At 45.4% G+C, this 13,140-nt stretch carries 13 protein-coding genes and 1 tRNA gene; 11 read left to right on the top strand and 3 right to left on the bottom strand.

Features of this window, described 5'->3' with window-relative positions:
- Positions 1-19 precede the first annotated feature (19 nt).
- Positions 20-562, top strand: coding sequence for a 2-thiouracil desulfurase family protein (locus tag QXR61_07225; GenBank protein MEM3757737.1), 543 nt, complete (start codon positions 20-22; stop codon positions 560-562).
- A gap of 1 nt (position 563) precedes the next feature.
- On the opposite strand, the gene pyrE is transcribed toward QXR61_07225, so the two are convergent.
- Positions 564-1,211 carry an orotate phosphoribosyltransferase gene (gene pyrE / locus QXR61_07230; GenBank protein MEM3757738.1) on the bottom strand — a complete coding sequence of 216 codons (648 nt, stop codon included), beginning with the start codon at positions 1,209-1,211 and terminating at the stop codon, positions 564-566.
- A gap of 110 nt (positions 1,212-1,321) precedes the next feature.
- Between pyrE and QXR61_07235 the strand changes: the two genes are divergently transcribed.
- From QXR61_07235 to QXR61_07245, 3 genes are read left to right on the top strand one after another with little or no spacing between them, the layout of a single operon-like run.
- Positions 1,322-2,755 carry a TldD/PmbA family protein gene (locus QXR61_07235; GenBank protein ID MEM3757739.1) on the top strand — a complete coding sequence of 478 codons (1,434 nt, stop codon included), beginning with the start codon at positions 1,322-1,324 and terminating at the stop codon, positions 2,753-2,755.
- A gap of 2 nt (positions 2,756-2,757) precedes the next feature.
- Positions 2,758-4,089 (top strand): TldD/PmbA family protein, encoded by a 1,332-nt coding sequence (locus QXR61_07240; GenBank protein MEM3757740.1) that lies wholly within the window; start codon positions 2,758-2,760, stop codon positions 4,087-4,089.
- A 44-nt stretch (positions 4,090-4,133) separates the two neighbouring features.
- Positions 4,134-4,784, top strand: coding sequence for a DNA-3-methyladenine glycosylase (locus QXR61_07245; protein MEM3757741.1), 651 nt, complete (start codon positions 4,134-4,136; stop codon positions 4,782-4,784).
- Here the strand turns inward: QXR61_07245 and QXR61_07250 are convergent.
- On the bottom strand, positions 4,731-5,852 hold the full coding sequence (locus QXR61_07250) for a glycosyltransferase family 2 protein (GenBank protein MEM3757742.1): 1,122 nt from the start codon (positions 5,850-5,852) through the stop codon (positions 4,731-4,733). The genes QXR61_07245 and QXR61_07250 overlap by 54 nt on opposite strands.
- Positions 5,853-5,989: 137 nt before the next feature.
- On the opposite strand from QXR61_07250, the gene QXR61_07255 reads away from it, so the two are divergent.
- Positions 5,990-7,192, top strand: a complete 1,203-nt coding sequence (locus QXR61_07255) for a mandelate racemase/muconate lactonizing enzyme family protein (GenBank protein ID MEM3757743.1) — start codon at positions 5,990-5,992, stop codon at positions 7,190-7,192.
- A 52-nt stretch (positions 7,193-7,244) separates the two neighbouring features.
- Here QXR61_07255 and QXR61_07260 read toward each other — a convergent pair whose 3' ends face one another.
- The gene (locus QXR61_07260) at positions 7,245-8,279 is read right to left on the bottom strand and encodes a uroporphyrinogen decarboxylase family protein (protein ID MEM3757744.1); all 1,035 of its coding nucleotides are present in this window, start codon (positions 8,277-8,279) and stop codon (positions 7,245-7,247) included.
- Positions 8,280-8,372: 93 nt separating this feature from the next.
- Between QXR61_07260 and QXR61_07265 the strand changes: the two genes are divergently transcribed.
- From QXR61_07265 to QXR61_07290, 6 genes are all read left to right on the top strand, one after another.
- On the top strand, positions 8,373-9,335 hold the full coding sequence (locus QXR61_07265; protein MEM3757745.1) for a mannonate dehydratase: 963 nt from the start codon (positions 8,373-8,375) through the stop codon (positions 9,333-9,335).
- A 57-nt stretch (positions 9,336-9,392) separates the two neighbouring features.
- Positions 9,393-10,166 carry a polysaccharide deacetylase family protein gene (locus QXR61_07270; GenBank protein ID MEM3757746.1) on the top strand — a complete coding sequence of 258 codons (774 nt, stop codon included), beginning with the start codon at positions 9,393-9,395 and terminating at the stop codon, positions 10,164-10,166.
- Positions 10,167-10,309: 143 nt separating this feature from the next.
- A tRNA-Ser gene (locus QXR61_07275) sits at positions 10,310-10,398 on the top strand.
- A gap of 374 nt (positions 10,399-10,772) precedes the next feature.
- Entirely contained in the window at positions 10,773-10,934 is a 162-nt protein-coding gene (locus QXR61_07280; protein ID MEM3757747.1) for a DNA-directed RNA polymerase subunit P, read from the top strand.
- A 100-nt stretch (positions 10,935-11,034) separates the two neighbouring features.
- Positions 11,035-12,288, top strand: coding sequence for an adenosylhomocysteinase (locus tag QXR61_07285; GenBank protein MEM3757748.1), 1,254 nt, complete (start codon positions 11,035-11,037; stop codon positions 12,286-12,288).
- 30 nt (positions 12,289-12,318) lie between these two features.
- Entirely contained in the window at positions 12,319-13,086 is a 768-nt protein-coding gene (locus QXR61_07290; GenBank protein ID MEM3757749.1) for a DNA primase, read from the top strand.
- Positions 13,087-13,140: the final 54 nt, after the last annotated feature.

Raw genomic sequence — 13,140 nt, forward strand, 5'->3', positions numbered from 1 at the left:
ATAGCGTCGGTGAAGCCCAATGAGCTTCTCATCTAAGGTTTTAGTGCTCTCTCATTGCCTGCTTAATAAGAGCACAAGGTGGTGGCAGGACGGCAAACCAATTGAGAGAAATATTGGTTTAGCCGCGGAGCTGGTGGAGTTCTCCTTAAGGCATAACGTCGGGGTTTTTCAGATGCCTTGTCCAGAGTTTACCTTCTGCGGTAACCCTCGCCCATCTAGAACGAAAGACGAGTATGAGGCGCTGCCCGGTTTTAAGGAGCACTGTGATAGTTTGGCGAGAAACGTTGTTGAGCAGCTGAAGGCTCTAGTATATATGAGCTTAAAGCCGCGCATCCAGATACTGGCGATTATTGGGGTTAAGCGCTCCCCTTCATGCGCTGTCAGCAACGTGATACGGATGGTGAATAATGAGGCGAGAGTAGTTGAGGAGAGGGGCATTTTCATGGAGAGCTTAATGAGACATATCCTCAAGAAGGGGTTAAGCGTACGCTTCCTAGAATTCGATTTTGATGAACCATGCAAAATAATTGCAGATTTAGAAAGATTGCTTCATCAAGGCTGAATTAAATTTTCTTAGCTTTCACCTGACTCAATATTATTTTAATTTCATCCTCACTTATAGCATTCATCTCATAAAGTTTTTGGGCAACCTCCCTTATCCTTAACACTGGATGCAATTTAACGCCTATGCTTTCAAGCCTTTCGCTTCCGCCCTCCTCCCTATCCAGCAATACGATTGCGTCTGAGACCAATCCGCCCTCAGCTCTAACCGCCAAAGCAGACTTCTTGAGACTTAAACCAGTAGTCACCAAGTCATCTATTAAGAGAACCCTATCTCCGGGCACAACTAGCCCCTCAACCCTGCGCTCCCTGCCCTTAAGCCTCTGCTTCTGCCGAACATAAATGAATGGTTTCCTAAGGACGTACGCTGCAACGGCGCTTAAAGGCAGGCCGGCCGTTGGTATGCCCGCCACTCTATCAAAATTCTCCACCCCAATTTCAGCTTTTATAGCGCTAACAAATATTTCAGTCACCTTCGCAAAGGCGTCGGGGAAGCTTGGAATAACTCTTAAGTCAATATAGTAAGGGGTCATTCTGCCGTTAGGTAGTTTAAATGCTCCGAACTCGATAGCTTTAGTCTTCTTAAGAACCTGACAAATCTCTACTAAAATTGATTCTTTATCGCTGGATGCATATTTATAGGCTGACATACCTTAACTCCCATAAGAAAATAGGGTTTGAATCCTTAAAAGGTTGATTAACAATTTTATGGGAAACCAAAAATATACGTTAGTTAAAAACATTATGATGGTGATGATTTTTGGAAGATGTTGCTGAGTTCATTGTTGATAAAGCGAGGGAGATGGGGGCAGAATACGCTGAAGCAAGACTGCAAATAGATCTACGTGAATCCATAGTAATGAAGAACGGGGTTTTAGAAGCATCCGCCTTCGAGGAGAGCAGAGGGTTAAGTGTAAGGGTTCTTGTGGACGGGGCTTTGGGCTTTGCCTCCATAAATTCTTTCCGGAGAAATGACGCAGATAAGGCTCTCAAACATGCCTTAAGAACCGCCAAGTCTACTTCGAGGCTGATAAGGCAGAAGATCTCCATGGGTAAGGGCGAGCTTGGACGCGGAAAGGTTAATGTTAAGCCAAGGGTGAGTTTTGGAAGCGTTGATCTCGAGTCAAGGGTTGATCTACTTAAGGATGCTGACGAACAGTCAATTCAAGCAGCCCTGGCAAGCGGCGTTAAAGCCCCATCTAGAATGATAACTCTGGACACTTGGATAACTGAAAAAATGGTTTTGACTAGCGACGGAGCAAACGTTCATAGTATTACTCCGAGAGCCGCCCTTTTCGCTTTTATAACGGTCTTTCATCCACAGAAAGGGCCGACTCAAAGATACTTTAATCTTGGTGAGACGGGCGGATGGGAAGTCGTCGAGAGGTGGAATCTGCCTAAAACATTTTATGATGAAACCTATGCCCTTTCAAGAATTTTGATAGAGGCGGTTGAGCCTCCTAGGGGTGAAATGGATGTTGTTCTCGGGCCAGAAGTCGTTGGGATAGTCAGCCATGAGTCGTGCGGGCATCCAAGCGAAGCCGACAGAATACTTGGCAGAGAAGCGGCTCAGGCCGGTGAAACATTTCTTAAACCGGATTCAATAGGGCTTAGGGTTGGCTCATCGTATGTTAATGTCGTTGATGATCCGACTTTAAAGGGTTCTTTCGGGTTTTACCTCTATGATGATGAAGGCGTTAAGGCTAGGAGACGCGTACTAATAAAAGAGGGCGTTGTTAACGAGTTTTTACATAACCGTGAGACCGCAAGTGTCTTTGGCGTGGAGAGTAATGGGTCTTCCAGATCAGTGGCCTATAACCGCGAACCCATAGTTCGTATGGCAAACACGTTCTTTCTGCCAGGCGATTATACGGAGGAAGAGATCTTCGAGGACGTTAAAAACGGCTTATACATTAAAAATTTCATGGAGTGGAATATTGACGATAGAAGGTTTAATCAGCGCTATGTTGGGCTAGAAGCCTATAAAATAGAGGGCGGTGAACCTAAAAACTTAGTTAAAAATCCTGTTTTAGAGATAACCACCATTGGGCTCTGGTCTTCCGTTGATGCTGCCAGCAAAAAGCTAGAGTTTCAGGCAGCGTACTGTGGTAAGGGGGATCCCATGCAGGGTATACCAGTTTGGACAGGTGGGCCGCATATACGTTTGAGGAAGGTTAGGATTGGTGGTGCGTAGACATGAGGTTGAATGAGATCCCATCATATATTGTCGATTTGGCGAAGCGTTTAGGCGCAACCGATGTAGCGGTCAAGCTCACAGAAGCTCAGAGAATTATGATACGCTTCTCAAACAACGAGGTAACCGTGTCGAAATCCTTCCTCGAAAACAGCGTGGACGTATTCGTAATGATTGAGAACCATCGAGCTGCGACAGCGATAAGCACATTATCTACTAGAAATATTAGGAAAACCGTTGAAAATCTTATAAAGACTGCGAAATCAACGCCTCCAGCCGACGTATACGCGCCGCTGCCTCAGGGACCATTCACCTATAATCCTGAGCTGATGAAGGCGCCAAAAATACCCTTAGACCCAGATAACCTGGCATTTTACGTTGAGTCATCGGTTAAATCCGCGTTGGAGAAAGGCGCTAAGAGGGCTGCTGGAACATTAAATGCTTATAGGTCTAAAATAACGCTTGCAACATCAGGTGAGGTTTATGCTTCGCAGGAGAAGGCTGGTATAGAAATATCTGTTAGAGCTTTTGTTTCAGATTTGGCTACAGGGCACGCTGTTTCCGTCGCCAGTAAACTTGAAGACTTCCATCCGGAGGAAGCCGGCAGGATGGCTGGCGAAATAGCTAAAGCAGCATCAAACCCTAAGCCCGGGGAACCTGGAAAATATATGGCGCTCCTGGGGCCGATGGTCTTCGCGGATATTGTTAATCAGGTTGGGTCGCTCTCATCAGCCTTCCTAGTTGACGCTGGACAATCGTTCCTAGTCGATAAAATAGGCTCGGAGGTTGCCTCCAAAAAATTCACTTTGATAGATGACCCAACCCTAGTGGGCTCTCCTGGCGCTAGGGCTTTTGATGATGAGGGTGTTCCAACGAAGAGGAACGTGATAATTGAGAACGGGGTTCTGAAGACATATCTGCACAACAGTATAACTGCCAAAAAATTTGGTGTGGAGACTACTGGTAACGCTGGGATAATCGTGCCTTATCCTTGGAATCTAACAGTTGAATCTGGGAGTAAATCGCCTGAAGATTTGCTGGCGGAGATCGATGACGGCATATATGTTACAAATGACTGGTATTTAAGGTACCAGAACTATAGGACCGGGGACTTCTCGACTATACCCCGAGATGGCATGTTTCGAGTTAAGAATGGAGAAATTGTCGAGTCGATTAGGGAGCTCAGAATAAGTGATAACATGCTTAGAATATTGCGGAACATAGTGGACTTAAGCAGGCTAAGAGCATGGGTAAGATGGTGGGAGGTTGAGATTCCAACCCTCGCGCCCTACGCGTTGATCAGCGAATTAAACTTTACTAAATCAGCGATGTAAATCAAGTTTCCGGACAAGCCTAGATTTTAGGAGAGTAAGCTGAGCTGAGTGGGAAAGCACCGTTACCAAAAAGCTTCTACACGAGGGACCCTAAAATCGTTGCGATAGATCTTCTGGGTAAGATTCTAGTCAGGAGACTTGATGACAATTATCTTGAAGGGATAATCGTCGAGACAGAAGCATACTATGGGGCTAATGATCCAGCCTCAAGGGCTAGAAATGGTATGAAGAGATATAACGCTCCCATGTGGGGAGAAGTTGGCTTAGCGTTCATATATAATGTGCACAATAATTGGATGCTTAATGTGGTTGCCCACGAGCAAGGAAGCGTTGGCGCGGTACTCGTTAGGGCAATAGAGCCATTAAGGGGCATAGATATCATGATGGCTAACAGAAAAATTTATGACGACATCATTAACTTAACTAATGGCCCTGGAAAGTTAACGAGGGCACTAAAGATTGATGGGAAGCTTAACCGTGTTGACTTAGCCAATAATGGAAGTCCCATCTTTATTTCTCCTGGTGAAAATTTGGGCTGGCGGAGAATCTGGCAGTCGAGGAGGGTGGGCGTTAAGAAAGATTTGGACATGAGGTTAAGGTTCTATGTGGGTGATAGTTCCTTCGTTTCTAAAAGGTTTAGATCAGACCTTCCAGTCGACTTTAATGCCGTCAGGCTTAATGTAAATTCTGATTAAGCTGGCCACAACTATCAGGAGCCATAGGGGGGCTGTAATAAAATAGAATACTATGAATTCTAAGGGATTAAAGTAGATCCGGAGTTTTCTAGCAACAAAATAGAACGTCAGCGAGTAAGCGGCTAGGTTTCCAAGAACCACAAGGAAGTTTCTCAGCAATGAAAGGGTTGTGGAGGTTAAAGCGGTTGGAGGTAGAAGAATGTTCGCCTTTGTTGATAGCAAAATCAAAGATAAGTAGAGCATTTTAAGGGATAAATCGTCTGGCACAAAAATGTTCATCAGCATTACTGGTAGAGCTGGAAAAATCAGCAGTAATGATGGAATTATAACCTTAGGGTACCTCCGTACAGCTTCTCTAAGTATTTTGAAGTTCTCTTTAAACCAGAAGGCTGCGCCGATACCCCAGCGTTTTCTCTGATTAAACCATTCCCTCCATGATGAAGGCGCCCTTGTATAGACGGTTAGATCCTCTGCAAACTTGAAGCGCGCGCCGTTAGTGAAAGATCTGACGGCCATATCCAAGTCTTCACATATCACCCTTCTAAATCCCCCCATTTCTTCAAATACGCTTCTCTTGATGGCGAACGCTGCGCCGTTAATGCCTAAGCATTTTCCTATGCTGCGGGAGAAGTAGAAGCTTGCCAGGTTAAAGCTTATATAATCGTAGCCCGCGATTTTCGCGGTGAAGGAGTCCCTTATAACCACTTTTTTAACATCAAGTATCTCGGCATCTTCCATTTCTTTAACTATTGATTCAAGAAAGCTTTCTCCATTCCTCTCTATCGAAATATCGGCGTCCAAAAATAGTAGTATGTCGCCCCTCGACCTCTTGGCAACCTCATTTAATACGTTGGCTTTACCCTTCCTAACACCATTAAATATGAAGTGAACGCCTTTATCCGAAAACTTCCTAGCGATATCTAAGCTTTTTTGCGTTGGCTCGTCTATAATGATAAAAAGCTCTTTCTCTTCATATGGATCTCTAAGAAGATCTTCAATTAAGGATTCAAGAAGATTAGACTCCCTATAAACTGGGATCAAAATGCTTATCTTTTCACGCCTAATCATATCAAACAATATTGGATCTTCACTATATTTTTGACTTTCGATACTTCACAGAAAATATTTTCTGCTTCTATCAGGAAGTCTTATATTATGTTGCCGCTGTTTAAGACATGTAAAAACCATGGTTCTGGTGGTCAGGCATGAAGATAGTTGATTTGAAATGCACCGTTGTGGAGGGCTACCCCATAGTTCGAATAGATACAGATGAGGGGATAAGCGGTCTCGCCCAGATTGAAAAACCCAAGTACTATATAAAACCACACGTCCTCTTCTATAAACGCTACATAATTGGACAGGATCCGACAAACGTTGAGAGAGTCATGCTGAGGATCCGCAATCTAGGCGGCTTCAAACCCTGGGGTAGCGCCGTCAGCGCCATAGAAATTGCCCTTTGGGACATAGCCGGAAAGGCTGCTGGGCTGCCGGTCTACAGGCTTCTTGGCGGTAAGATAAGGGATAAAGTGCGCGTCTACAATACTGGCGTAGGGCCCGCACCGACCGGTTTCACACCGGAGGAATACGCTGAGAGCGCTAGGAAAAGAAAAGCTCTTCCTGAAGGCTTTAAAATATTTAAGTTTGGCATTGGCTTCCACACAAGGATGCCTGCAGCTATCCCCAACTTCTTTTACGGAGAAGTTGACGAAGGAGCGACACCCTACCCAAACAGGGGGCGTTTAACTGAGAAGGGATTAAAGCATATGGTTGAATGCGTTAAAGCGCTCAAAGAGGTTCTTGGAGACGAGTATGGGTTAGCCTTAGACTGCGGACCAGGGTTCGATGTTCAGTCGGCTTTAAGTTTAGCTAAAGCCTTAGAGCCGTTTAATTTAATGTGGCTTGAGGATATGATAACCGGAGATTATACGCCGTACACCGCTGTTGAAGCCTACCGTTTAGTCTCATCTAACACCATAACCCCGATACATACAGGTGAGCAGATATACTTGAGACAGGGCTTCAAGGATCTAATTGAGAAAAATGCCGTCGACGTCATAGGGCCGGATCCATGCGATGTCGGTGGGCTGGCGGAGCTTAAATGGGTTGCAGAATTCGCCGACCTACACAGCATTCTCATAGCTCCCCACGGGGTTTTTGACGGAATAATTGGAGTTGCAGCGTTAACGCAGGTTTGCGCAACGCTGCCCAAAAACTTCATAGCTTTCGAGATGCCGGTAATAGAGCCTGTTTGGTGGGATTTGGTTAAGGGGCTTCCAAACCCGCCTGTCAAGGACGGATACATAGAGGTTCAAGATAAACCTGGGTTAGGTGTTGAGATTAACGAGAAGGCTCTGGCAAAATATCTTCCTGAAGGAGACGACTTCCTAGATTACAGTTCAAAGAAGTAGATGAACTTTTACGTAAACTCAGAGCCCCCGATTTTTCCGCCTCAATTTTTTATTAATAGAGAAGCTGTAGATCTAGAGCTAAACCTCTAGGAGAAAGCTCCTGACGAATCACTCGAAAATCTTGTCGAGTAACCGGCCCGGTTATTATGAGGGGCTTCTCCTCCTGTATCTTTTTGAAGGTTGGAATTAGGTCTCGTATCGGCGGGGAGAAGGCTCTAGCTGGGTAATCTATGCTCACCTGCACTGCGCTTAGCTCCGACACCCCTATCAGTTTATCCACCAAATGGATGTTCGCGGAATGGAGGTGGAAAATGGAGTATTTAGATGCTCTAATAATTTTTAAGTCATATGGGAGAAACGTTTTTTCATAAACTCTAGGAGAGATTAGCACCGAGTAGTCTGCTTGATTCCTGCAAATAGGTTCAGGGGCCCAAATGCCGTACATGCAGCTATAACCGCCACTGAATTTTGGAAGCATGCTCAGTTGCATCTTAAAAGATTGGATGAAAACTTCCGCGCAGAAATCTAGGAAACTTCTGAGAGAATTCGGGTACCTGAATATTGACACGCAGAGCTTCTCCGGCCCTAAGGCGGATGCGGCCATGTCCATCGGCCCCCTAAAAAGCGGTTGCACGACTGGTAGGCGGCCTCCGGAGAATTCGATAAGCGCTGATGTGAATTCAAGAAACTTTCTAAGCCATTTATCGTTGATCCTCATGTGCACGTGTATGTTTTCCACATCGCGTATAAATGGTTCAGCCCACACTTTACCGGCGGAAACACGGATTGGGCAGCCGATGAAGGCTTGAGTCCAGCAAAGATCGCTTGGAGCCAAAGTTCTGAGAAAAACGCCAGAGAGAACTGGTGAATCAATATCTAAGTTTGAGTGTTTAATGAAAAGTTTGGGGTCTATGAGCTGGGGCTCTAAAAGCATGCCGTCAGTTGCTAAACATCCATTAGCCAACGGTATCGCCGTATCCCTTCTGAAGGGCTCATACCTGCTTAATCTGATAAGCGGATTCGGGTTGCTCATCTGCCAGAAAAGCACGTGCATTTCTAAAATTTCTTCTAGACTCTTTTCGCTCATGCACGTAGTCTCTGCACGTACTCAGTAATATGATTTTAGCCCATAAATCTTAAAGACTTAAAAAACTGTTAGATAGATGTGGAGGCTTTGGATATGAGACTTGCCCTTGGATCCATATATGAGCTGACTGACGATAAACTTGTTTTCGCAAAACAGCTTGGCGTCGAAGACATAATTGTTCACGTACCAGTGGATCCTTCCCTATCAAGTGGGCCGGGATACTACGAGTTTTACCCTCTTTTAAGGCTTAGGACTCGCGTTGAGGCCTATGGGCTTAGGCTACTTGCCATAGAAAACATTCCTTCACAATGGTACATGAAGGTGATGCTTGGCCAAGAGGGTCGGGATGAGCAGATAGAGAATTTCTGCAAAACTTTAGAGAATATGGGTAGGGCCCGGATACCGATACTTGGCTACAATTTTATGCCGACAGGGGTTTGGAGGACGTGCACCGATATGCCCTGGAGAGGCGCCCGCGTCACAAGCTTCGATTACGAGCTCATTAAGGATGCTCCGGCGAAGCTAGGTAAACTCAACGATGAGCAGATGTGGGAGAACTTCACATACTTTATTAAGAGAGTTCTGCCAACGGCTGAAGAAGCCGGCGTTAAATTGGCTCTGCATCCAGATGACCCGCCAGTACCGTCTATAGCGGGCATAGCGAGGATCTTTCGGAGCGTGGAGGCTTTTAAGCGCCTTATCGAGATGGCTCCAAGCGAATATAATGGCATATTATTCTGTCAAGGAACCTTCTCAGAGATGGGTATAGACGTCATAGAGGCGATCCGGTACTTCGGCTCAAGACGAAAAATCTTTTATGTACATTTTAGGAATGTTCGTGGGAACCCATACAAGTTCCATGAAACATTCATAGATGATGGACAGACAGATATGCTTAAGGCGATGTTAGCTTACAAGGAAGTCGGCTACGACGGTGTCTTCATAGACGACCATGTTCCGCATTCCCCAGACGACACCCCGTGGTGCCATAGAGGCAGAGCCTACGCGTGCGGCTACATAAAGGCTCTAATAGAAGCCGTAAAGAGGCTCGGCTAAAAACACTTCGCTTCTCAGCATCCATTTACCACACGTAAATATTCGGAGGCGGACCATATGAGCGAACCCTTCAAGTGGCCTGAGGGCAAAAAACTAGCTGTTTCGCTAACTTTTGATGATGGATTGCCTTCCCAGTTAAAATTTGCGGTGCCGCTTCTAGATAAGTTTGGCATTAAAGCTACTTTCTACGTAAACCCTAGGGGAGAAGACTATAAGCGTTTTCTTAAGCCTTGGAGGGAAGTCGCCGATGAGGGGCATGAGATAGGTAATCACACTCTTACGCATCCATGCTCCTGTAATTTTCAGATCTATAGGAGGGAAGGTTTACAGAACCCCCGATGCTTGGAGAATATGAGCCTCGAAGATATAAAGGCGGATATATTTGAGGCACATAATAGGATTAGAGAAGTCATACCTGGCGGCAGCAAGACCTTCGCGTACCCATGTTATGAGACGTATGTGGGTAAAGGCCGATTTAAGAAGAGCTATGTGCCGATAGTCGCTGAGATTTTCTTAGCCGCTAGGGGTTGGGGTGAACACGGATACTCCAATTCCCCTCTACTATGCGACTTACATGAGCTCTGGTCTTGGCCTGCCCATAGAATGAGTTATGAGGAGATGATAGGATTAGCCGTCAGAGCCTCATATGAGGGGAGATGGGCAATATACACGTTTCACAATGTTAACGAGGGTTATCTATCGGTTTCAGACTACGATCTAACCGGGTTCCTAAAGTTTCTGAAAGACCACGAAGATAAAATATGGGTTGCACCCATATGCGAGATCGCCAACCATATACTGGAAGAGCGCAGCAGGCTAGGTCTCCCATAAAAGGCTCGGCTAAAGGCAGCCAATCTGAACCTCATACACCCCTACCTGAAAAAGAAGCGCCGATCTCCTTCCCCAAGCTATCCGACAAAACTTAAATCCTTCGATTTACATTAAAATGAAATTGCAAAGCTAGAATATAGAAAGCCGGGTTACCCTAGCCTGGTAGGGGGCAGGCCTGCTAAGCCTGTGGCGTGTATACGCCGCGCGGGTTCAAATCCCGCACCCGGCGCCAGCCAAAAATCTTTCCCAGTTATTGAAAAGCAGCAAATTTTGGGTTTTTCTATGAGTATATAAAGGTTCGTGTTTTCTGTGGGATGCGCCCTTAGCCCTGCTGATAGGAACTGTTCTCTTAGGATGGCTTCTAGGAGCTGGTTTGGTGTCCTGAAGCCCATCTCAGCGTAGATCTTCTCAAGCAGCTCCTCAACCTCTTTTTTTAACAATTATCCCATCATAGCCCGGCTTAGTCACCTTTTAAGCCCCTCCCCTTACCTAATAGCTGTTCTCGGGTTAAGGGTTTTCTTCTTAGCTGTAAGTCATATGGAACGTGCGCATACGATAGTAAAGCTTAAATTTTGGGTTAACCGTCATCTTTGCGGTGAAGGCTGTTTGGCGAGTGATGAGGAGCAAGCCCTTCTATATCAATGTGTCAGATGCGGCGCTATTATTAAGTCAACTGAGCTTGAGCTGGGTATAAGATGCCCCTACTGTCGATACAGGGTTCTAAAGAAGGTTAGGCCTCCAGTCATTAAACGTGTTTTGGCGAGATGAGGGAAGAGCATATTAACTGAAAAGCCCATTGATTTTTAGAGATATTGTTAAATCTTATTTTTCCCGACTATTGTTTGAGGGCGTGGTGTGTGATATATCTATGGATTTTAAGGTTAAAGATTTGAGCCTCTCTGAGAAAGGTGAGCTGCTTATCGAGTGGGCTTCTAGGCATATGCCGGTCTTAAATCAGATTGCCAAGCGTTTTGAGAGTGAAAGGGTTCTTGAAGGCTTGAAGATAGGCGCCTGTCTACATGTAACTAAAGAAACGGCTGTTCTCGTTAAGACCTTAATGGCTGGTGGGGCTGAGGTTGCGCTGTGCGGTTCTAACCCATTATCAACCCAAGATGAGGTTGCAGCAGCCTTGGCTGATATTGGCGTTAAGGTTTATGCGTGGCGCGGGGAGACTGCTGAAGAATATTATTGGTGTATAAACCGCGTAATAGATCATCAGCCTAATATAACGCTGGATGATGGCGCTGATCTAGTGACCACGATACATTCATCTAGGAGGGAGGCTCTCCAGGACATTATTGGTGGAACCGAGGAGACAACGACTGGTGTTATGCGGCTGAAGGCTATGGCTGAAAAGCAGGTTCTCCGATACCCGATTATAGCTGTGAATAACGCTTACACAAAGTTCCTGTTTGATAACAGATACGGAACTGGGCAGAGCACACTGGACGGCATATTAAGGGCAACAAATATTCTTCTGGCTGGTAAGCGGCTTGTTGTCTGCGGCTACGGGTGGTGTGGTAGAGGATTAGCCTTAAGGGCTAGGGGGATGGGCGCAAACGTTATAGTGACGGAAGTTGACCCTATAAGGGCTCTTGAAGCCGTTATGGATGGTTTTCAAGTTATGCCGATTAGCGAAGCCGCGTCGATAGGCGATATATTTGTGACGGTGACAGGCAATATAAACGTTATACGAATGGAGCACATGCTTAAAATGAAGGATGGCGTGATATTAGCGAACAGTGGACACTTTAATGTTGAGATAAGCGTATCGGATCTGGAGAAAATTTCCGTTTCAAAGAGGACCATTAGACCGAACCTTGAGGAATACGTCCTTAAGAATGGTAGAAGGGTGTATCTGCTCGCTGAAGGGAGACTGGTGAATCTAGCCGCGGCTGAAGGGCACCCGTCAGAGGTTATGGATATGTCATTCTCCAATCAAGCCTTATGCGTTGAATATTTAGCTAAAAATCCGAAGATGGAGCCTAAAGTCTACGATGTGCCGAGGGAAATAGACGAAGCCGTTGCTAGGCTAAAGTTATGGTCGATGGGCGTAGAGATTGATGAGTTGACTGAAGAGCAGAAAATTTATCTTAAGAGCTGGGAATCCGGAACGATTTAGGATACTCGACTATAGGTGGATGCTGGCGTAATGGGCGGTTATTATCTGCCTAAGGGTATGCGTCCCTCAACCCTAAATGAGCGGAAACAGTTCTATGCGTATGAGTTCAGCCTTGAAAGAGTTAGGGAATGGTTTAGTGGATGGCGTGGGAAAATAGTTTTCGCGGTGATAATTGGAAGACATACAAGAATTTATCCTCCAGAGTATGAGGAGGATGCTTCAACAACAATACTGATAGATGACTATAAAGACTTGGAGGATATTAGGGGATGGATATTGGAGTTTCTTCCAGAATCAGTTTATTATGATAGAAATGTTTATGATGAACGGGGGCGCGCCATAGGTCAAGAGATGGCTTTCGATCTAGACCCAGAAAACTTAACTTGTCCAATTCATGGTTCGCTTGAAGATAAAATGCGTAGGCATGAGGGATTAAGCTTCTGTGAAGTGGAGCTCGAAATGGTTAAAAACGAAACAATAAAATTATATGAGGAGCTCTCCAAACAGTTTTCGAGTTTAAGAATAGTTTATTCGGGTAGAGGCTTTCACATACATGTCTTAGATGAAGAAGTATTCAGCTGGGGCCTTGAGAAACGTAAAGAGATCGCAAAAGAAATGAAGAGTAGGGGTTTTATGATAGATGAGTGGGTTACATCCGGCAGCATGAGGCTTATTCGACTGCCGTATAGTCTTCACGGTATGGTCTCTAGAATTGTAACTCCACTAAGCATATCGGAGATCGGCGACTTTAACCCAATTGAGGATGAGAGGTGCATACCAAGGTTTCTGAAAGCCTAGGTCTCTTTAAGAAGGCTGTAAACCTACTTTTTCTTTGCTCTCCCACATCTCCTC

This window comes from Candidatus Bathyarchaeia archaeon (genome assembly GCA_038882715.1).
In the GTDB taxonomy this organism is placed as follows: domain Archaea; phylum Thermoproteota; class Bathyarchaeia; order Bathyarchaeales; family DTEX01; genus DTEX01.